The sequence below is a fragment of the Embleya sp. NPDC056575 genome, from assembly GCF_042793325.1.
Lineage (GTDB): Bacteria > Actinomycetota > Actinomycetes > Streptomycetales > Streptomycetaceae > Embleya.
The window spans coordinates 120,775-139,301 of sequence record NZ_JBHTVA010000026.1; the positions used below are offsets into that span (position 1 = coordinate 120,775).

At 70.9% G+C, this 18,527-nt stretch carries 18 protein-coding genes; 5 read left to right on the top strand and 13 right to left on the bottom strand.

Annotated elements, in window-relative coordinates; genetic code table 11:
- Window positions 1-119 precede the first annotated feature (119 nt).
- Both ACFRCG_RS21885 and ACFRCG_RS21890 read right to left on the bottom strand, forming a co-directional pair.
- Window positions 120-1,661 (bottom strand): long-chain-fatty-acid--CoA ligase, encoded by a 1,542-nt coding sequence (locus ACFRCG_RS21885; protein ID WP_380033795.1) that lies wholly within the window; start codon window positions 1,659-1,661, stop codon window positions 120-122.
- A 145-nt stretch (window positions 1,662-1,806) separates the two neighbouring features.
- Complete coding sequence (locus ACFRCG_RS21890) at window positions 1,807-2,199, bottom strand: SCO5389 family protein (protein WP_380033797.1); 393 nt, start codon at window positions 2,197-2,199, stop codon at window positions 1,807-1,809.
- Window positions 2,200-2,581: 382 nt separating this feature from the next.
- Between ACFRCG_RS21890 and nucS the strand changes: the two genes are divergently transcribed.
- The gene (gene nucS, locus ACFRCG_RS21895) at window positions 2,582-3,241 is read left to right on the top strand and encodes an endonuclease NucS (protein ID WP_078975413.1); all 660 of its coding nucleotides are present in this window, start codon (window positions 2,582-2,584) and stop codon (window positions 3,239-3,241) included.
- Between the two features lie 35 nt (window positions 3,242-3,276).
- Here the strand turns inward: nucS and ACFRCG_RS21900 are convergent, their stop codons facing one another.
- Genes ACFRCG_RS21900 through ACFRCG_RS21910 form a run of 3 tightly spaced genes read right to left on the bottom strand, consistent with a single transcriptional unit; the run spans window position 3,277 to window position 5,985 of the window.
- Window positions 3,277-3,843: a hypothetical protein gene (locus ACFRCG_RS21900; RefSeq protein ID WP_380033799.1), complete on the bottom strand. Its 567-nt coding sequence runs from the start codon at window positions 3,841-3,843 to the stop codon at window positions 3,277-3,279.
- A 10-nt stretch (window positions 3,844-3,853) separates the two neighbouring features.
- On the bottom strand, window positions 3,854-5,548 hold the full coding sequence (locus tag ACFRCG_RS21905; RefSeq protein WP_380033833.1) for an alpha/beta hydrolase: 1,695 nt from the start codon (window positions 5,546-5,548) through the stop codon (window positions 3,854-3,856).
- Between the two features lie 2 nt (window positions 5,549-5,550).
- Window positions 5,551-5,985, bottom strand: coding sequence for a hypothetical protein (locus ACFRCG_RS21910; RefSeq protein WP_380033801.1), 435 nt, complete (start codon window positions 5,983-5,985; stop codon window positions 5,551-5,553).
- A gap of 157 nt (window positions 5,986-6,142) precedes the next feature.
- Between ACFRCG_RS21910 and ACFRCG_RS21915 the strand changes: the two genes are divergently transcribed.
- The 4 genes from ACFRCG_RS21915 to ACFRCG_RS21930 all read left to right on the top strand — a co-directional run bounded on the left by ACFRCG_RS21915 (window position 6,143) and on the right by ACFRCG_RS21930 (window position 10,389).
- Complete coding sequence (locus ACFRCG_RS21915; protein WP_380033802.1) at window positions 6,143-7,222, top strand: MerR family transcriptional regulator; 1,080 nt, start codon at window positions 6,143-6,145, stop codon at window positions 7,220-7,222.
- 120 nt (window positions 7,223-7,342) lie between these two features.
- A complete protein-coding gene (locus ACFRCG_RS21920) occupies window positions 7,343-8,191 on the top strand; it encodes an oxidoreductase (RefSeq protein ID WP_380033804.1) in 849 nt (282 codons plus the stop codon).
- Window positions 8,191-8,805: a TetR/AcrR family transcriptional regulator gene (locus ACFRCG_RS21925; RefSeq protein WP_380033806.1), complete on the top strand. Its 615-nt coding sequence runs from the start codon at window positions 8,191-8,193 to the stop codon at window positions 8,803-8,805. The genes ACFRCG_RS21920 and ACFRCG_RS21925 overlap by 1 nt, the downstream gene beginning before the upstream one ends.
- Window positions 8,806-8,988: 183 nt before the next feature.
- Window positions 8,989-10,389 (top strand): flavin-containing monooxygenase, encoded by a 1,401-nt coding sequence (locus ACFRCG_RS21930; protein ID WP_380033807.1) that lies wholly within the window; start codon window positions 8,989-8,991, stop codon window positions 10,387-10,389.
- A 25-nt stretch (window positions 10,390-10,414) separates the two neighbouring features.
- Here ACFRCG_RS21930 and ACFRCG_RS21935 read toward each other — a convergent pair whose 3' ends face one another.
- The 8 genes from ACFRCG_RS21935 to ACFRCG_RS21970 all read right to left on the bottom strand — a co-directional run bounded on the left by ACFRCG_RS21935 (window position 10,415) and on the right by ACFRCG_RS21970 (window position 18,402).
- Window positions 10,415-10,852: an SAM-dependent methyltransferase gene (locus ACFRCG_RS21935; protein ID WP_380033809.1), complete on the bottom strand. Its 438-nt coding sequence runs from the start codon at window positions 10,850-10,852 to the stop codon at window positions 10,415-10,417.
- Between the two features lie 59 nt (window positions 10,853-10,911).
- The gene (locus ACFRCG_RS21940; protein ID WP_380033835.1) at window positions 10,912-11,499 is read right to left on the bottom strand and encodes an ATP/GTP-binding protein; all 588 of its coding nucleotides are present in this window, start codon (window positions 11,497-11,499) and stop codon (window positions 10,912-10,914) included.
- Window positions 11,500-11,545: 46 nt separating this feature from the next.
- Window positions 11,546-11,950, bottom strand: coding sequence for a DUF742 domain-containing protein (locus ACFRCG_RS21945; RefSeq protein ID WP_380033811.1), 405 nt, complete (start codon window positions 11,948-11,950; stop codon window positions 11,546-11,548).
- The gene (locus ACFRCG_RS21950; RefSeq protein WP_078975402.1) at window positions 11,940-12,395 is read right to left on the bottom strand and encodes a roadblock/LC7 domain-containing protein; all 456 of its coding nucleotides are present in this window, start codon (window positions 12,393-12,395) and stop codon (window positions 11,940-11,942) included. Before ACFRCG_RS21950 ends, ACFRCG_RS21945 begins: the two co-directional genes overlap by 11 nt.
- A complete protein-coding gene (locus ACFRCG_RS21955) occupies window positions 12,392-14,224 on the bottom strand; it encodes an ATP-binding protein (RefSeq protein ID WP_380033813.1) in 1,833 nt (610 codons plus the stop codon). Before ACFRCG_RS21955 ends, ACFRCG_RS21950 begins: the two co-directional genes overlap by 4 nt.
- 307 nt (window positions 14,225-14,531) lie before the next feature.
- Window positions 14,532-15,497, bottom strand: a complete 966-nt coding sequence (locus tag ACFRCG_RS21960) for an ABC transporter permease subunit (protein ID WP_380033815.1) — start codon at window positions 15,495-15,497, stop codon at window positions 14,532-14,534.
- Between the two features lie 3 nt (window positions 15,498-15,500).
- Entirely contained in the window at window positions 15,501-16,601 is a 1,101-nt protein-coding gene (locus ACFRCG_RS21965) for an ABC transporter ATP-binding protein (protein WP_380033817.1), read from the bottom strand.
- A 178-nt stretch (window positions 16,602-16,779) separates the two neighbouring features.
- The gene (locus ACFRCG_RS21970) at window positions 16,780-18,402 is read right to left on the bottom strand and encodes an AI-2E family transporter (protein ID WP_380033819.1); all 1,623 of its coding nucleotides are present in this window, start codon (window positions 18,400-18,402) and stop codon (window positions 16,780-16,782) included.
- Window positions 18,403-18,527 lie beyond the last annotated feature (125 nt).

Genomic DNA, 18,527 nt, shown 5'->3' on the forward strand with positions numbered 1-18,527 from the left:
GATCGGGCCCGCCGGCCGGTACCGAGTCGCCCCCGGCGAGGGCGTGGGCGATCGAGCGCAGCGAGGTGAACACCGGGTGGTCGCACGGGCCGATCACCCGGCCGCGCCGAACGGCGGATTCACCGCTGGCTCGTTCTTTCGCGCAGCACGGATTTGCGGACCTTGCCGGCCGCCGTCAGGGGGAGTGCGTCGACGAACTCGACGCTCCTGGGCGCCTTGTATCCGGCGATCAGCGTCTTGACGTGGGCCCGGAGTCGTTCGGCGGTCGGCTCGCGGCCGGGGTGGGGTACCACGACGGCGTGCACCCGCTCGCCCCACCGGGGGTCGGGCAGCCCGATCACCGCGCAACAGGCCACGTCCGGATGGGAGTTGATGGCGTTCTCCACCTCGGCGCTGTACACGTTCTCCGCGCCGGTGACGATCATGTCCTTGAGCCGGTCGACCACGGCGAGGTAGCCGTCGGCGTCCATGAAGCCGAGGTCGCCGGTGTGCATCCAGCCGTCGCGCAGGGCCTGTTCGTTCTCCTCGGGCCGGTTCCAGTAGCCCGTCATCACATGGTTTCCGCGCGAGACGATCTCGCCGATGCCGCCGCGCGGCAGCTCGTTCCCGTCCGGTCCGACCACACGTACGTCGGCGTGCAGGCAGGGGCGGCCCGCCGAGCGCAGCTTCGCCGGGTCGCCGGCCAGGTGATCCTCGGGCAGCAACAGGGTTGCCAGCGGCGAGAGTTCGGTCTGTCCGTACGCCTGCACCAGGGCGACGCCCGGCAGCGCGGCCAGGACCCGGTCCAGGAGCGTGCTGGTGATCGGCGAGGCACCGTAGGTCAACATGCGCAGCGAGGACAGGTCGTGGTCGGCGAACTTCGGGTGGTCCAGCATCATCCGGAGCATGGTCGGCGCGAGGAAGACCTCGGTGATCCGCTCCCGCGCGATGATCGCGGCGGCCCCCTCGGGGTCGAAGACGGGCAGTACCACCTGGGGGATGCCGAGGATCGAGGTCATCAGCGACACCCCGTACCCGGCGATGTGGAACAGCGGAGCGGCGTGCAGTACGCGGGCGTTCGGGGTGATCCGGTAGGCGGCGGTGGCGACCAGGCCGCCCATGGCGGAGGCGAGCAGGTTGTCGTGGGAGAGCATCACGCCCTTGGGGAAGCCGGTGGTGCCGCCGGTGTAGAAGACGCCCGCCAGGTCGCCGCCGCCGCGCCGTGCGTCGGGGACCGGGGCGGTCGCGGCGATCAGGTCCTCGTAGCCGTGCATGCCGGAATCGGCCGGCGGATCGCCCATGTGCACCACCACGCGCAGACTCGACGAGGCCGCACGCAGGGCGGGGACCAGGGCGGCGAAGGTGTCGTCGACGATCAGTACGCCGGTCCGCGAGTCGTCGAGGGAGAAGGCGATCTCGGCCGGGCTCCAGCGGATGTTGACCGGGTTCAGCACGCCGCCGGCCCAGGGCACGGCGCTCAGGCACTCCAGGTAGCGGGCGGAGTTCGGGGCGAGGACGGCGACCCGGTCGTCGGGGCCGACGCCGAGGCCGCGCAGCGCGCCCGCGAGCCTGGCCACCCGCTCGCGCAGGTCGCGGAACGTGGTCCACGCGGCGCCGTCGACGAGGGCTTCGCGGTCGGGGCTCTGCTGGGCCCAGCGGTGCAGCGGCAGGGTGATGCCCATGGGACGACTCCTCGCGGGGGAGGGGAGGGGTGGCCGACGGGGTGCGGTGGAGGCGGCCTGTTCGCGCTCGGGCGCCGGGTGGGAATGCGGCGGCGCGGGCGCGCCGTGGGGCCCGCCCGCGCCGCCGAAGGGTGCCGATGCGGGATCAGCAGTCGCGCAGGGTCGGTGACTGGTTGAGCAACTGGCCGCGGATCGAGGTGAACTTCGCGTACCGGTCCGCGTCCAGGCCCTCGATCGGGAAGACCGCGACCCGGTGGCAGTTCTGGAACGCGAGTTTGACCCCGAAGTGCCGTTCCATCGAGCCGCGGATCGCGTCCGAGGCCAGGGCGCGCAGCAGTTGCCCACGCTCGGTCTCGGTGGCGGGCGGCACCTGGTTGTCCGCGAACGGGCCGCCATCCACCCGCAGTTGTGTCGCCAGCGCGGCGACGAGATTCCAGGCGTAGGGCAGCGAGTCACGCACGCAGTCGACGAACTCCGCCTCGTCGACCTCACCCTGTTCGGCCTGCTCCAACAGCTTCGGAGGCACATCGAGCGACATCGGTGCTCCTTCCGGCCGGGACGTACGCAAGTTCGCCCGGCGGTTCGGGTCGTGTCTCGTACGTGTCAGTGGCTGGTGGCACCCGTGCATAGCCCACGGCCCGCCCCGAACGCCCATCCGCCCGGCCCGCACCGTCTCCGGACTCACCGTAGGTCATCGCCTACACATTGCTCCAGAGCGAACCAGAGGTGAACACGGTTCAGGAGAGGGCGTGCGCCCGGCGGGCCGCTCCCCGGTTCGAACATCGCGCCGTGTCCGCGACGGCGGTCATGCGCGGTGTTCGACGTGGCCGAAGGTCGCCACGATGAGGTGTGTCACACGGGGTGCGGCCGGGGGTGGGGGATGGGCGAGGGAGGGGCTTCGGAGGCGGTAGCGTCGGGGCATGCGTCTCGTCATCGCCCGTTGCTCCGTGGACTACGTCGGGCGACTCACCGCCCACCTGCCGTCCGCCCCCCGGCTCATTCTGGTCAAGTCGGACGGGAGCGTGTCCATTCACGCCGACGACCGCGCGTACAAGCCGCTGAACTGGATGAGTCCGCCGTGCACCCTCAAGGAGGGGGACGGCGTGTGGACGGTGATCAACAAGGGCGGCGAGAAGCTGATCATCACGATCGAGGAAGTCCTCCACGACACCTCGCACGAGCTGGGTATCGACCCCGGCCTGGTCAAGGACGGCGTCGAGGCGCACCTCCAGGAACTGCTGGCCGACCGCCTCGACGCGCTCGGCGCGGGCTGGACGCTGATCCGCCGCGAATACCCCACCCCGATCGGCCCGGTGGACATCCTGTGCCGGGACGCGGACGGCACCACCGTGGCGGTGGAGATCAAGCGCCGGGGCGAGATCGACGGCGTCGAACAACTCACCCGCTACCTCGAACTCCTCAACCGGGACACGCTGATCGCCCCGGTCAAGGGCGTCTTCGCGGCCCAGGAGATCAAGCCCCAGGCGAGGGTCCTGGCGGTCGACCGGGGCATCACGTGCGTGACGCTGGACTACAACGCGCTCCGCGGTACCGAGGACGACAAGCTGAAACTGTTCTGAGCGCGGGCGGGGCCTCGCCCGCCGGCGTGTCATGCCTATGAGGTTCGACCGGCGGGCGGCGCCGGGGTGCCGCCCGCCGATGCCCTCGGCCGGGCCAGGCACGGGCTGGAGACCATGATCATCACTTCCTCCGCCGATGCTGTAGTTTGCAAGATGATCGAGAATCCGTCCGCGGGCTTCATCGCCGTCAAGGTGCCCGCACCCTTTCCGGCGGTCGTCGCCGTCTCGAACCTTCGGATTCGGAATCCCATTCCCTCGATGGTGGCGCGAGCCTGCCGGAATACCGATTCCTGCCGCCGTGGCGGCATCGTGACGTTTTGGATGCGCAGTGCGGTGAAGGTCTTCTCGAAGGAATCCTTCCCGCCCATCACCTCTCCGCACGGGGATACATCGAACGACGGCGCACGATCGACGGCGGGGGCTTTGATGCCCTCGACGACCAGCCGCGTGTATTCCTCGGCGATGGCTCCGGCCTGATCCTCGGATATTTCGGGGATCCTGAATTCCTGCCTGTTCGCGGAATCTCCGCATCCCGAAGCCGGACTCAATACCAACACCGCGGACAAGGCCGCGCATATACCGGACAGGCGGCGTGCGATCACGATGTTCGCCCTACTTGACGTGTGGTCGGTTCAGCGGATTCGGGTCGTTGTACATACCCGCCACGATCTTTCCCTGGTTGAGCAGGCTTTCGCTGCCGGAGGCCCAATATCCGCTGTGGCCGTCGGCATCGCCTTTCAGGCGTTTCCCACCGAAAGCCTCGTCCGTCGGGCCGACACGATCGTCGCTGCCGATGAACGCGTCGGCGACCACGTCGAAGAGGCTCGGCTCCTTGTCGGTGCCGTGTCGTGCGCTTCCCAGGTCGACGACGGCCTGGTCTTCGTCGAGCTTCACCGGTGAGCGGTCCGCCCACACGTGGCCCGGGTCGATGTTCAGGTCCTCCGCGCGCTCGACGTGTATTCCGGGACTGCCCAGGGCGACGATGTCGTCGGCCGCCAGTCCACCGGTCTTCGCCGCGTCGCCGACGAGTGCGGTTCCGTAACTGTGGCCGATGACCGTGATGTGCTGATCGTTGCCCTGGGCGCGGACTCCACCGACGAAGGAGTGCAACCGTGGTGCCCCCTCCTCGGAGCGCGCCCATCCGGCCATGCTGCCGATCCCCTTTTTCTCGGGTGCGTCGTAGTCGAGCCAGAAGACCGACGCCACACCGCTTTTTCCGTCCGTCAAACCCACCGCGGTGTCCCGGATCCTGTCCGCCCGGGTGATCCCGCCCGCGAGATTGTCGGCCACCGTGGCGCCGGTCCCGGGGACGAGCACGGCGACGTGCCTTGCCCTGTCGGGATCGCCGACGGACATGATCACCTGGCCGTCGAGGAATTTGTCCCCGAACTTCAGCAGCATCAATTCCTTGCCCGGCGGTCGAGCGTATCCGGCGACCAACACCTTCTTGATCTTCGTGAGGTTTTCCCACTCGCGTTTGTCGTGGTCGGGGGAATCGCCGCCGGCCAGTGCCGGGGCGAGTTCGGTCAGGCGTTGGTCCAAGGCGATGCGGTTGGCCGTGTCGCGGACGGCTGCCGGGAGGCCGTCCATGCCGCCCAATCGGTGCGGATATGCGGCCAGGTACAGGGCCCGCTGTTCCTCGGACAGGCCGCGCCACCAGGCCGCCGTCTGCGTGGGATCCAGTTTCGGGACCGGGCCCACGCCGTACAGGCCGGCCACGCGCCGGGTGTCCTCGACGCTGTTCTGCCAGGAGTCCGCCCGGGTTTCCGCGACGTCGGCCGGCATCAGCGTGGTCAGTGTCGCGGCGAATTTGGCGTCGGCCTCGCTCGCCTGGCGCAGCAGTGTGTCGAATCGGGCCACGAAGCCGTCGATGGCGCTCTGTTGCCGTGCCGCGTCCGCCGGAGTGGGATCTCCGGCCGCTCCGGCCGCTCCGGGCGGGCCGGCGGCCTGCACGGTGTATCCGCCCGGGTATTCCACGATCCGGAGACCGGAGGTCTCGGCCTCCTGGATGGCCGCGCGGAACATGGTCTGAATCGCGGGGAGTTCGGATGCCGCACGTTCGGCCGCGATACCGATGGTCTGCGCCTGGCTTGCGGAGACGGCGATCTGTCGAACCGTCACTTCGAGGTCCCGGTCGGCTGTTCCGGCGGCCCGCCCCTTCCATCCGGCCGCCTCCACACCGTCGTTGACCCCGGTCCGGAACGTGTTCTCCAGTTCGGCGAGTTTGCCGGCGGTGGTCCTCCAGGTGCGGGCGGATTCCCGCCAGCTCTCGAAGTTCGCGGCCCTCAGCTCGGTGAAGCCGACCATGGTCACGACCCCGCCGTGAAGTCGGTGGCCACGTTCGTCTCGGTCTGGGCGTACTTCGTTCGCGTGCGGTAGATCCTGTCGGCCCCCGCCTGCGCCCGGTCGGCGAGGTGCGCGATCGCGCCGCCCCACTCGCGGCTCAACTCGCCCAGTTGGAAACCCGTCATGAACCCCGGTGTTCCTGCCGGCGGGCCGTGGTTGATGTCCGCACCCAGACTTCTCAGTTCCATGGCCACCGAGACCGCCTTGCCGGCGGCCGGGGCCAGCTCTTCGATTTTGACCCGGAAGGAGGAATCCGAGGGTGCCGCCAAGGTGGCGTGGGAGGGCTCGGCCGGCGGAATGATGCTGCTCTTCGGCGGGCCGCTCGTCGGGTCGGTGCGAAAAAACTCCGGCGACAGGGCTCGATTCAGTGCCGTGTCGGCGATCTCCTGCTCGGGCATGCCGGTATTCTCCCGCGCGTCTTTCATGTGGATTTGCCAGTAAATCCGACAATCCAGCGGAAGGTGTGTCGGTCGGGTCTTCGGCGGCATCGCCGGGCCGGCCTCGGATCCCGACCCGTGTTGACCTTCGAGTCGGCTGAAGCCCGAGGATGTCGGGATGTCGGATACCGAGTTGATGCCGATCGGGGCTTTCGCCCGACGTAGTGGTCTGACCTCGAGTGCGCTGCGGTTCTACGCGGACTCCGGGTTGCTGCACCCCGCCGAGGTCGATCCCGTCTCGGGCTACCGCTACTACAGCGCCGACCAGGTGCCGCGGGCCACGGCGCTGCGCCGACTGCGTGAGATCGCGATGCCGCTCGCCGAGGTCGACGCCGTCCTCGATGCCGGACCCGAGGAGGCGTCGCGGCTGATCGACGAGCATGTCGCCAAGGTGCTCGCGGATGCGGAGGCGGCGCGGCGGAAGGCCGCCGTGGTCAAGTCCTCGTTGGCCGGGGCTCCGACCGGTGTACCGATCGCCGCCCTGAAGGGGCCGGTACTGGCCGACGCGATCGAACAGGTCCTGACCGCGACCGCACGGGAGCCGGGCATGCCGGTACTCGGCGGCGTGCGCGTCGAGGCGACCCGGGAGGCGATCACCCTGACCGCGACCGACCGCTACCGCCTCTCGATACGAACCCTGGTGCCCGCCGAGACGCCGACCACACCGTGGGCGGCGACGGTCGCGGGCGACGATCTGCGAGCCGCCGCCGCGGCCGTCCGGCGCAGCGCGCTGGTGCGGGTCGAGGCGACCGCGCACGGGATGTGGCTACGGCCGGCGGGCCGTGAGGACCGGCATTGCCGGTTGTTGTCCGAGGAGTTCCCGGACCACCGGTCGATGCTCGCCTCGTTGCCCGAGGCCGGCACCCGCCTGACGATCGGGAAGGACGTACTCCTGCGCGCCCTGGCGGAGCATCCCGGCGAGCGGATCACGTGGCATGTGACCCGCCGCGGGATCGATGTCCCGTCGATCGGCGACGGGCATCCGGACGTCGCGATCCCGGCCGTCGTGACGGGGCGGGACCTTCGCATCGTGTTCGAACTGACCACCCTCTATCCGGCCGTCGGTACCGCGATCGGCCCCGATGTGATGCTCGACCTGAGGGGACCCGACCAGCCCGTCACGATCCGCTCCGCCGACCGCGGCGATCTCACCACTTTGGCCATGCCGGTCGGGCCCGACCACCCCGGCTCCGCCTGAAGGCGGCGCCGGCGACTCGGCCGGGATGGAATCTGCACTGCGCGGATAAAAATCGACGCTGTGTAGACTTTGGGGTGGGGAGTCGGTCGGCTCCCTGTGCGGATGTGTTCAGGAGGGGCCATGCGGCAGCGGAACTGGCTTGTCACCGGGGTCGGGTCGGGGCTTGGGCGGGCGATTGCGGGGGCTGCTCTGGGGGCCGGGCATACCGTGGTTGGCACGGTGCGCTCCGAGGGGGATTTGCGGGAGTTCGAAGGGCTTGAGGCCGGTCGTGCCCACGGTCGTCTCCTGGAGGTGACCGACGACCGGGCCGTCTTCGACGTGATCGCGGAGGTGGAGCGCGGCGTCGGGCCCCTTGACGTCGTCGTCGCCAATGCCGGCTACGGCCTGGAGGGGACCTTCGAGGAGACTCCGCTGGACGAGGTGCGGCGGCAGTTCGAGGTCAACGTGTTCGGGGCGATGGCCACCCTGCAGGCGGCGCTGCCGCACATGCGCCGGCGTCGACGGGGCCACCTGATGGCCGTCACCTCGATGGGCGGGCTCATGGCCGTGCCCGGCATGTCCGCCTACTGCGGCAGCAAGTTCGCGCTGGAAGGCATCCTCGAAGCGCTGGGCAAGGAGGTGGCGCGGTTCGGGATCCACGTGACGGCGATCGAGCCGGGCTCCTTCCGTACCGACTGGGCCGGCCGGTCCATGACCCGGGCCGAACGCACTGTCGACGACTACGACGAGCTGTTCGAGCCCATCCGGGAGGCGCGCCGGAAGGCGAGCGGGAACCAGCTGGGCGACCCGGCCCGGGCCGGGGACGCCGTCGTACACATCGCCTCGGTCGACCGGCCGCCGGCCCACCTCGTCCTGGGTTCGGACGCGTTGCGCCTGGTCACCGCCGCACGCACCGCCGTCGACGAGGACATCCGCGCGTGGGAGACACTCTCCCGGACGACCGACTTCGCCGAGGGCGCACAGCTCTGATGTCCGGCCACCCCGCGCGGAGCAGGCGCGGCACCACGGAACGTAAGGGCGATGTCCGGGAGCGGGCCATCCTGGACACCTGCGAGGCCCTGTTGGCGGACAAGGGCTACGACGCCATGACCGTCGGGGACATCGCCCAGGGCGCCGGCATCACGCGCGGCGCGCTCTACTTCTACTTCGGATCCAAGCAGGAAGTGGTCACGGCACTCGTGGCCCGGACCGTCGAGCACCTGTGGGAACGCTCGCGGGCCACCGCGCGGCACGACGAGCCGCGACCGGCCGTCGCGACGGCCATGCGGCGCACGGTCGAACTGTGGAACGCGCACGGCACGGTCATGCGCACCGCGATCGACCTGTCGTTGACCGTGCCCGAGATCGGCGAACTGTGGAGTCACACCGCCGACTTGTTCATCGAGGCGATCACCGCCGTCCTGGAACGCGCCGGTGTCCCGGCCGGCAGCGAACCGCGGCAGGCCTCGGCGATGGCGCGCGCCCTGTGCTGGATGATCGAACGCACCTTCTACCACGCCTCGCGGGAGTCCCCGGAGAAGTTGCCGGAGGCCGCCGCGACCTGCGAGCACATCTGGCTGATCAGCGCCGGCCTGAGCGACTGAGGGGCCGGCCGGCGCGGGGGCTGCCCGACCTTTTCCGGCCGGTGACCATGTACGCGACGGCATCGACCCGGCCACCATGGGGGGAGCCGACGAGAGCGGGCGCGCGGCGGGTTCGAGTGCCCCGCCGGCCACCGAGTTCGACCTCATCAGGCCGTATCGGCCCTGACGTCAAGGGGGTGCGCGATGCCGGGGACGGTGATCATCGGGGCCGGGTTCGCCGGGATCTGCATGGCGATCCGGCTGCGCCGCGCCGGCATCGAGGACTTCACCGTCTACGAGAAGGCCGACGACGTCGGCGGCGTGTGGCGCGACAACACCTATCCGGGCGCGGGATGCGACATCCCGTCGATGTTGTACTCCTACTCGTTCGCGCAACGGGCCGACTGGTCCCGGGTGTTCCCCGAACAACACGAGATCCTGCGCTATCTGCACGAGTGCGCCGAGAAGTTCGGCATCCGGGCCCACCTGGCACTCGGAACCGAGGTGAACGCCGCGCGCTGGGACGAGACGGCCGCGGTGTGGCGGATCGAGACCTCGCGCGGGGCGGCGACCGCCCGGGTGCTGGTCTCGGCCGTCGGTCAGCTCAACCGGCCGCGCCATCCCGACCTGCCCGGCCTGGACTCGTTCGCCGGCACCGCGTTCCACTCCTCGCGGTGGCGGCACGACCACGACCTGAACGACCGCACCGTCGCGGTGATCGGCACCGGGCCCAGCGCGGTGCAGTTCGTGCCGCGCATCGCCGGGCGGGTGCGCCGGCTGTACGTCTTCCAGCGGTCCGCGAACTGGGTGGTGCCCAAGCCGGATCGGGCCTACGGGCGGATCGCGCACCGGGTCTTCCGCCGGATCCCGCCGACGCGGACCGCGGTACGCGCGGCCACCTATCTGCGCGGCGAGACCGCGGTCTACTGGGCGATCCGCGGCAACCTCGGCGCCTGCCTGGTCCGGCGCGCGGCACGCCGGCACCTGGCCGCGCAGATCGCCGATCCGGCACTGCGGGCCCGACTGACCCCGGACTTCCCGATCGGCTGCAAACGCATTCTGATCTCGACCGACTTCTATCCGACGCTGACCCGGGACAACGTGGAACTGGTCACCGACCCGATCACCGAGATCACCCCGAGTGGACCGCGCACCGCCGCGCGGGACTACCCCGTGGACACCCTGATCCACGGCACCGGGTTCCTGGCCACCGAATTCCTGCGGCCGATGGACATCGTCGGGCGCGACGGCGTACGGCTGCACGACGTGTGGCGGGAGGGGGCGGCGGCCCGGCTGGGGATGACCGTGCCGCGCTTCCCCAACCTGTTCCTGCTGTACGGGCCGGGGACGAACCTGGGCCACAACTCGATCATCCACATGATCGAGAGTCAGGTGGCGTACGTGCTCCGCAGGATCCGCGACGGGCGTGTCCACGAGGTGGGCGCGGCCGAGTACGAGGCGGATCGGCGGGCCCTCGCGGCGGGCGTGGCGGGCACCGTGTTCGGGGCGGGCTGTACGAGCTGGTACAAGGGCGCCGACGGGCGGGTGACCACCAACTGGCCCTGGCACACCTACCGATACCGGTGGGCCACCCGACGCGCTTGACCACCACGACCCGATACCGCCGGCCTCAGTCGGCGTAGTAGTCCGTCATCAACTCGCTCGACCACGCCGCCTGGCGAAGCTCGCCGCGCGGGCCGAACTCGGCGAGATAGGGCTTGAGATCGAGCACCGGCGTGCCGTCGACCGCGTCGAGGCCGCGCACGTGGACGTCCAGGCCGTCCACCCGCACCAGCGAACACCGGGAGACGGCGAGGCGGTTCGGGCGGTTCTTGCCGCGCTGGGCGAAGATGCCGACGAGCGGCCAGGCCGGATTGCCGCGCGGCCGGCGGGCGCCGGTCTCGACGGCGGTGTCCGCGACCCGGTGGAAGTGGAAGACCACCTCCAGGTGGGAGAAGTCGTCGAGACCGGACAGCGCCTCGGGGCCGAAGCGTTCACCGTCCAGACGGATCACCGAGGACACGTTCCCCCAGTGATCGTCCACGAGTTCCACGCGCGGGGCGGACACCCGCCCGATCGGACGCAGGGTGATGTCGGGCGGCGGTGCCGCGGGTGTGCTCCCTCCCGTCACGGTGTCAGGTCCATGGCGTGGACGACCAACTCGGCCAGCGCGTTCACCGCGCTCTCCCGGTCCCGCGCGTCGCATTCGGTCATCGGCGTGCGCGGGCCGATCGACAACGCGTCCCGCAGGTCCTCCTCCGGATAGCGCGGCGCGCCGTCGAAGAGGTTGACCGCGACCACGAACGGGATCCCGGACCGCTCGAAGTAGTCCACCGCCGGGAAACTGTCCTCCAGTCGGCGGGTGTCCACCAGGACGATCGCGCCCACCGCGCCGCGCACCAGGTCGTCCCACATGAACCAGAACCGGTTCTGCCCCGGGGTACCGAACAGGTAGAGCACCAGGTCGGCTTCCAGGGTGATCCGGCCGAAGTCCATCGCGACCGTGGTGGTGCGCTTCTCCGGCAGGCCGGACAGGTCGTCGACGTCCTCGCTCACCACCGTCATGACCGACTCGGTGGTCAGCGGCGGGATCTCCGACACGGCGGCGACCAGCGTGGTCTTGCCGACGCCGAAACCGCCCGCGACCACGATCTTGGTCGAGGTGATCGGCGGCCCCTCGCCGATCCGCCGACCGGCCGCGCCCGCGGCCGGCATCGGGATGGCCGGGACCTCGTCGCCGAGGCCGCCGACACCGCCGAGGTCAAATCTTGCGTAGTCCACCGAGCACCCTCTCCAGCAGCGCACGATCGGGTCGGCCGGCCTCGTGCTCGGTCTGGTACACACTGATCCGGCCCTGTGAGGCCAGGTCGCTGATCAACACCCGGACCACGCCGAGCGGCATGTGCAGAATCGCCGCCACCTCCGCCACCGACCGCACGCCGCGGCACAGGTGCACGATGCGGGCCACCTCGGGCATGTCGCCCGTCTCGTCCTGCGGGCAGTCCAGGGTGGTGACGAGCGTTTCGACCAGCAGCACGTGGCCGTAGCGGGTCCGGCCGCGGGTCAGCGTGTAGGGACGCACGCGCGAGGTGCGACCGCCCGGTTCGGGACGGGCCGGAAAACCCCCTGCGTCGTCGTAGTCGGAATAACCGCCGTCAGGAGCCAACGCGACCACCTCCACGGTCCTGGTGCATCTGTGCGCGCAGGGCCGGCGTCAGGACGTGGCCGGCGCGCCGAACGAACGAGGTCATCTGGTAGGCGATCACGCCCAGATCGGCGGACCCGCCCGCGTGCACGCCCAGACAGGAGCCGTCGCTGATCGACATCGCCACGACGTAGCCCTCGGCCATCGTGACGATCTCCTGGCGGACCGCGCCCATGTCGAGCACCCGCGAGGTGCCCTCGGCCAGGGCCACCAGGCCGCTGACGATCGCGCCGAGCTGCTCCTCGGCGTCACCGGCCGCGCCGGCCGCCTCCGGGCCGCGGGCACTGGCCAGCATCAGGCCGTCGGAGGAGACCAGGACGACCTCGCGGACCCCCGGGACGTCCCCGGCCAGCCCGGCCACCAGCCAGTCGACATCGCGGGCCGTGGTGCCATTCGATCCGGTCACCGGTCTCCACCTCCTGTCTCCTCCCGCACGTCCGGCGGGAAGGCGGGTTCTTCGTCGGTCGACACGATCGGCCCGAACGAGCGGATCGGACCGGTCGGTTCGTCCTCCCGGCGGGCCGCCTTCAGACCTTCCTGATAGCCCGTCAGCCGTCGGCGCAGTTCGGCGGCCGAGAGCGTTCCGGTGTCCCGGGCGGGGTCCGCGGCGGGCGGGATCGCGAACGCGCCGCTGTCGTCGCCGGACGTCAGCCGCTTGGGCAGACCGCGCCGGGTACGACCGACCGCGGAGGCCGCGGGGCCCGTGCCGTCCCCGCCGATCGCCGGCCGCGGCGCGACGGGCGGCGTCGCGTCTGCGGTCTTCGCCGTCGCGCCCTTCACCGTCGCACTCTTCGGCGCCACGCTCTTGGCCGCCGGGCTCTTGGCCGCCGCGGTCCTCGGCGCCGCGGCCGAGTTCGCCACCGGCGCCGGGTTCGCGCGACGCGTGGGCGGGGCGACCTCGGGGCGCGCCGTCGACCCGGTCGCCTCGAACAACGCGCCCGGCGCGACCAGTTTCGCCGCCGGCGCCTCCGGGGCGGGCGGATTGGCCGCCGGGGTGCGCTTGGGCAGGCCCTTGGGCGTCTTGACCGGTGGCGCGGCGTCCTCGCGGGGCACGATCGGCCCACGCGGCGCGGCGGTCGCGGATCGGGGACGTTCGGCGGCGGGGGCAGTGGCCGGCGCGGCGCCGGCCGGCGCGGGCGCCTCGGTCGCGGGCAACGCGAGCCGGGCCGCGCCGGGCGGGATGGCCCGGGCGCCGGGCGTCACGCCGGGGATGGCCATCCGGTCCCGCTCGCGCTCCTGCTCGCGGTCGCGCTCGGCGGAGAACTCGGCGGGCGAGGGCCCCAGGCCCTGGAAGATCGAGGCGGGGATCACCACGACGGCGCTCAGGCCACCCTGCGGGCGGGGCCGCAACTGCACCCTGATCCCGTGCCGTCGGGCCAGCCGGCCCACCACGAACACGCCCAGGCCGCCGGCGCCGCCGGCCGCCTCCTCCTCGGTGCTGTCCCGCTCGATCTGCGAGTTCAACTCGGTGAGCCGGTCCGCCGGTACGCCGATCCCGTTGTCGTCCACCGACAACACGACCTCGCCGTTCTCCAGCGTCCAGCCGCCGATCTCCACCCGGGACTCCGGCGCCGAGTAGGCGGCGGCGTTCTCCAGCAGTTCGGCCAGCAGGTGGCCCACGTCGTCGGCGGCGCGCCCGAGCACGTCGGCGCGCGGCACGTGGCCGACGTCGATCCGCTCGTAGCGCTCGATCTCCGAGACACCGGCGCGGACCACGTCCAGGAGCGGGATCGCCGGTCGCCGGCCGCGCCGTTCGTCCGCGTCCGCGAGGACCAGCAGGTTCTCGCTGTTGCGGCGCATCCGGGTGGCCAGGTGGTCGAGCCGGAACAGGTCCTGCAGGCGCTGCGGTTCGTCCTCGCCGTGTTCCAGCTTCTCGATCAGGTCCAGTTGGCGCTCGACCAGGGTCAGCGTGCGCATCGACAGGTTGACGAACACGTCGTGCACCCGGCCGCGCATCAGCGTTTCCTCGTCGGCGAGTGCCGCCCGCCCGCGCAACAGTTCGGTGTGCTCCGCCTCGAGTCGGGCGCGTTCGGCCTCCAGGCGGGCGCTCTCCGCGGCCTGACGTACGGTCAACTCACGGAGTCGGGCGATGCGCTGCTCGGCGACCCGATGCCGCAACCACGCGGCGATCGAGGACAGCGCGACGGCGGCGGTCAGCAGCGTGCCCGCGAGGGCCGACTCCCACAACGTGTCGGTGTCGCCCAGCAGGACGATGGCGGTCGCGATCCCCGCCAACGCGAAGACGGCCGCCGCGGAACCGAACCCCGCGGCCGGTCCGCCGACCGTGCGCCGGCTCCGGTGAACGGGTTCCGGAACGCGTACGGATGCCGCGTCCGCCGCGTCGGGTGTTCCTGGATCCCCCTGCCCATACATGAGACGTGAGCATATCGTCGGACCCTCTTTTGATGTGGTTTCCGAAGCTACGCGAGTCGGCCCGAAAACGGCCGAAAAGGCCCCGCCCGGCACATGTCGGGTGAGACCTTTTCGGTATACGGAGCAACTTTTTTGACGATCGGTCAGGCAAATGCCCCAACCGACCCGATCACACGTCGCGCGAGCGCAGCCGGATCCCGCCGGCGATCAGCACGATCGCCGCGTAGGTCGCGATCAGCAACAGCGAGGGCCACGGCCCCGGACCGCTTTCCCCGTCGCTGCCGCCGATCAGCTTGCCCAGCGCGAACATCGGCGAGTACTCCATGACCTTCGAGCCCACCGAGTGCGGCAGGAACGGCCCGATGATCATCGGCAGCAGGATGGCGCCCATCAGCGCGGTGATCGCGCCCGCCGAGTGCCGCAGCAGCACCCCGAGCCCGAGCCCGAACAGACCGATCACGGCCAGGTAGAGCGAACTGCCGACGACGCTGCGCAACAGGTCCACCTCGGCGGTGGAGTCACCGATCCGCGAGGTGAACATCGCCTTGCCGAGCACCGCGGTGATCCCGATGGTGATCAGGCCGACCACGAACATCAGGCCCGCGAACACCACGCCCTTGGCGACCAGCACCTGGATGCGGCGCGGGTACGCGGTCAGCGTGGTGCGGATCATGCCCGTCGTGTACTCGGCGGAGATGGTCAGCACGCCCAGCGTCGCGGCGGCGAGCTGGGCGATGATCACGCCGATCAGCGAGATGCTGACGTAGTCGTCGTCGGGCTTCGGGTTGGCCAGCCCGGCGATCAGCATGCCCAGGCCCAGGATCAGTGCGACCATCACGATCAGGGTCCACACCGTCGAGCGCACCGTGCGGATCTTGGTCCACTCGGACAGCAGCACCCGGCCGAAGCCCGCGTTGCCGCCGCCGATGTTGCCGCCGACGTGCGTGGGGTGACCCGCCTGCTGCCCGGGCGGGAACTGCTGACCGGGCATCTGCTGCGCCTGCATCTGCTGCGCGGGCAGTTGCCGCCCCGGCGCCTGCTGTGCCTGCATGTGCTGGTGCGTCGGGGCCGGTTGGCCCTGCGGGAGCAGGTGTGGCGGGCCCTGGGGCATCGGGGGCGGAGTGTTCTGTGCCATCGCTCAGCCCTCGCTTCCGTTGGATCGCGGCATGGACGGGGACGGGGCGCCGGCGGGCGCGCCCCACGGGGCGCCGGGCGCGCCCTGCTGCGCATACCCGGGCGGCGGACCGGCGAACTGCGGGCCGCCCTGCTGCGGGTATCCGGGCGGCGGCGCCGCTCCGGGCGGACCCCACCCCGGCGGCGGACCGCCCGGCAGGCCCGCGCGGTACTCCACGCTGTGCTGGGTCATCCTCATGTAGACCTCTTCGAGCGAGTCGAAGCGCGGCGACAACTCGTGCAGCGCGATGCCGTGTTCGGCGGCGAGGTCACCGATCACCACGGGCGACAACTCGTGCACCCGGAACGAGCCGGCCACCGCCTGGTCCGGCGTGACCGTGGCGCCCTTGCCCTGGAGCAGCGTGTTGAGCTTCTCCGCCTGCGGCGAGCGCACCACGGTGAACGACTGCGAGTTCGTCTCGATGAAGTCGCGCATCGAGGTGTCGGCGATCATCCGGCCCTGACCGATCACGATCAGGTGGTCCGCCGTCACCTCCATCTCGCTCATCAGGTGACTGGAGACGAAGACGGTGCGACCCTCCGAGGCCAACTGCTTCATCAGGTTGCGGATCCACAGGATGCCCTCGGGGTCGAGCCCGTTGACCGGCTCGTCGAACATCAGGATCCCGGGGTCGCCGAGCAGCGCCGAGGCGATGCCGAGCCGCTGGCCCATGCCGAGCGAGAAGCCCCCCGCGCGCTTCTTGGCGACCTGGGTCAGGCCGACCATGGCGAGCACCTCGTCGACCCGACGGTTCGGGATGCCGTTGCTCTGCGCGAGGCACAGCAGGTGGTTGTACGCGGTCCGGCCACCGTGCATCGCCTTGGCGTCGAGCAGTGCGCCCATCTCCCGCAGTGGGGCCTGGACGTGGTCGTACGGGCGGCCGTTGACCGTGACGTTGCCCCCGGTCGGCGTGTCCAGCCCGAGGATCATCCGCATGGTGGTCGATTTGCCGGCCCCGTTGGGGCCGAGGAAGCCGGTCACCGAGCCCGGACGCACCTGGAAGGAAAGCTGATCCACCGCCAGCTTGTTTCCGTAGCGTTTGGTGAGCCCTCTTGCTTCGATCATCTGTTGCCGCACTCCCAGGAAGACTTCGGGGGGATGGTGCCGGACCGACTCTGGAGCCGACCGGGCTTCGAGCTTAGGCCCGAACCCCAGCCGCCGACGGCCGCCGTACGACGGGCCCGCGCTGGGACATGGGTTCGAGGGAAGTTTCGCACGTCATCCCAGAGGATGATTGACAAGCTCAGGCCTGATTCTGGCGGGGCGTGACCACTTCGCGCAGGATGAGCAGAACGGCCGCCGCGATCGGAATCGCGAGCAGTGCCCCGGTCACCCCGAGCAGCGCGCCGCCCACCAGAGCCGCGATCACGGTGATCGCCGGCGGCACGTTCACCGCGCGGTTCATCACGCGCGGATAGATCAGATAGTTCTCGAACTGCTGGTAGGCCAGGAAGAAGATCACGCAGGTGAGCGCCTTGCCGGGGGAGTCGAAGAAGACCACGACCGACACCACCGCCGCGCCCACCGTGGCGCCGATCATCGGGATCAGGTCGGTGATCGCGATCACCAGGGCCAGCGGCAGCGCGTAGTCGTTGCCCAGGATCATCAGGAAGATGAACGAGGACAGCCCCGCGCAGGTGGCCACGATCAGCGCGCCGTTCACGTAGCCGCCGATCCCGGACAGGATCTCGTCGCCGAGCAGCCGCACCCGGGCCCGGCGCGACCTCGGGAACAGGTTGTACAGGTGCTCCTTGATGCTGGGCAGCGCGCCCAGGAAGTACAGCGTCAGGACGATCACGGTGAGCGTGTCGAACACCGAGGTCAGCACCATCTTGCCGAAGCCCCACAAACCGCCCGCCACGTTCTCCGCCGTGTTGGCGTTGGCGGCCCAGTCCTTGGCCCGGTTCACCAGGTCGTACTTCTCGTCCAGCTGCCGGAATCTCTCGTTGTTGCGCAGCTCGGTGAGGCTGTCGGGGATCGAGTTGATCAGGCTCGACGTCTGCTCGACCAGCGGCTGGGCGATCGCGGTGACGAAGGCGGCGGCGAAGAGGACGAACCCGAACGCGACGGTGCACACCGCCCAGCGTCGGGGCATGCCGCGCTTTTCGAGCCGTTCGACGAACGGGTTCAGCCCCGCGGCCAGGAAGAACGAGATCAGGATGATGATCAGGACGTGCTGGATGCCCATCACGGCCTGGGCCAGGAACCACGCGGTGATCAGGCCGAGTCCGCCGATGAAGCCGATGTAGAACGGCGAGGAACGGTGCAGCGGGCGACCCGGCTCGCCGAACCGCGAGCCGACGCCGGTCCACGGCTGGACGCGGGCGGGGGCCTTGGCGTCGTCGGGGACGGGGGAGGGCACGCCGGGGGTGGCGGTCGGGTCCGGGGCGGTCGGGGATGCCGCCGGACCGGGTTCGGCCGTCGCGATCTGGGCGGGCACCCGGGCGGGGGCGGCGTCGGCGCTCGTGCCGGTGGGCCGGTCGCCGACCGACGTGTCGCCGGAGGCCGGTGCCGTCGTGTCGACGGTGCCGGCGGTACGCCCCGCGTCCGTCGTCGTGTCGACCGTGCCGCCGGTATTGCCCCCACCCGGGGTCGCCACGTCGGCCGCCGTGCCCGCGGTACCGCTCCCGCGCGGTGCGGTCGCCCCGTCGCCGGTGCCGCCGCTGTCGCCGCCGCCCGGGGTTGCCTCGTCCGCCGCCGAAGGCGCCCCGGGCCCCGCGTCCCCGCCCGGCGCGGCCGGAGGCGTCGCGGTGGACCCCGCGTCCGCGCTCGGCGCGGTCGCGGGCGCTCCCGTGGATGTCCCGTCCCCGGCCGGTGTCGCCTTGCCCGGTCTGCGGCGCGGTCGGATGTTGCCCAGTCGACCCATGGCCCCGTACTCCTCGTCCCCTGCCCGGGCCGTCGGCGGCCCGGATCCGGATGTGCCCTCGCCGACGTGTCCGGGATCACGTCATGAAAAATGCGGCCGGGCGGCGGACGGGTCCCCATGGAACC

Bases quoted from the DNA above. Each gene is read 5' to 3' on its own strand.
- nucS (WP_078975413.1), top strand. From the start codon at position 2,582: ATGCGTCTCGTCATCGCCCGTTGCTCCGTGGACTACGTCGGGCGACTC.
- ACFRCG_RS21930 (WP_380033807.1), top strand. From the start codon at position 8,989: ATGCCGGGGACGGTGATCATCGGGGCCGGGTTCGCCGGGATCTGCATG.
- ACFRCG_RS21905 (WP_380033833.1), bottom strand. From the start codon at position 5,548: ATGGTCGGCTTCACCGAGCTGAGGGCCGCGAACTTCGAGAGCTGGCGG.
- ACFRCG_RS21925 (WP_380033806.1), top strand. From the start codon at position 8,191: ATGTCCGGCCACCCCGCGCGGAGCAGGCGCGGCACCACGGAACGTAAG.
- ACFRCG_RS21940 (WP_380033835.1), bottom strand. From the start codon at position 11,499: ATGCCGGCCGCGGGCGCGGCCGGTCGGCGGATCGGCGAGGGGCCGCCG.
- ACFRCG_RS21920 (WP_380033804.1), top strand. From the start codon at position 7,343: ATGCGGCAGCGGAACTGGCTTGTCACCGGGGTCGGGTCGGGGCTTGGG.
- ACFRCG_RS21885 (WP_380033795.1), bottom strand. From the start codon at position 1,661: ATGGGCATCACCCTGCCGCTGCACCGCTGGGCCCAGCAGAGCCCCGAC.
- ACFRCG_RS21970 (WP_380033819.1), bottom strand. From the start codon at position 18,402: ATGGGTCGACTGGGCAACATCCGACCGCGCCGCAGACCGGGCAAGGCG.
- ACFRCG_RS21910 (WP_380033801.1), bottom strand. From the start codon at position 5,985: ATGCCCGAGCAGGAGATCGCCGACACGGCACTGAATCGAGCCCTGTCG.
- ACFRCG_RS21965 (WP_380033817.1), bottom strand. From the start codon at position 16,601: ATGATCGAAGCAAGAGGGCTCACCAAACGCTACGGAAACAAGCTGGCG.
- ACFRCG_RS21960 (WP_380033815.1), bottom strand. From the start codon at position 15,497: ATGGCACAGAACACTCCGCCCCCGATGCCCCAGGGCCCGCCACACCTG.
- ACFRCG_RS21890 (WP_380033797.1), bottom strand. From the start codon at position 2,199: ATGTCGCTCGATGTGCCTCCGAAGCTGTTGGAGCAGGCCGAACAGGGT.
- ACFRCG_RS21915 (WP_380033802.1), top strand. From the start codon at position 6,143: ATGTCGGATACCGAGTTGATGCCGATCGGGGCTTTCGCCCGACGTAGT.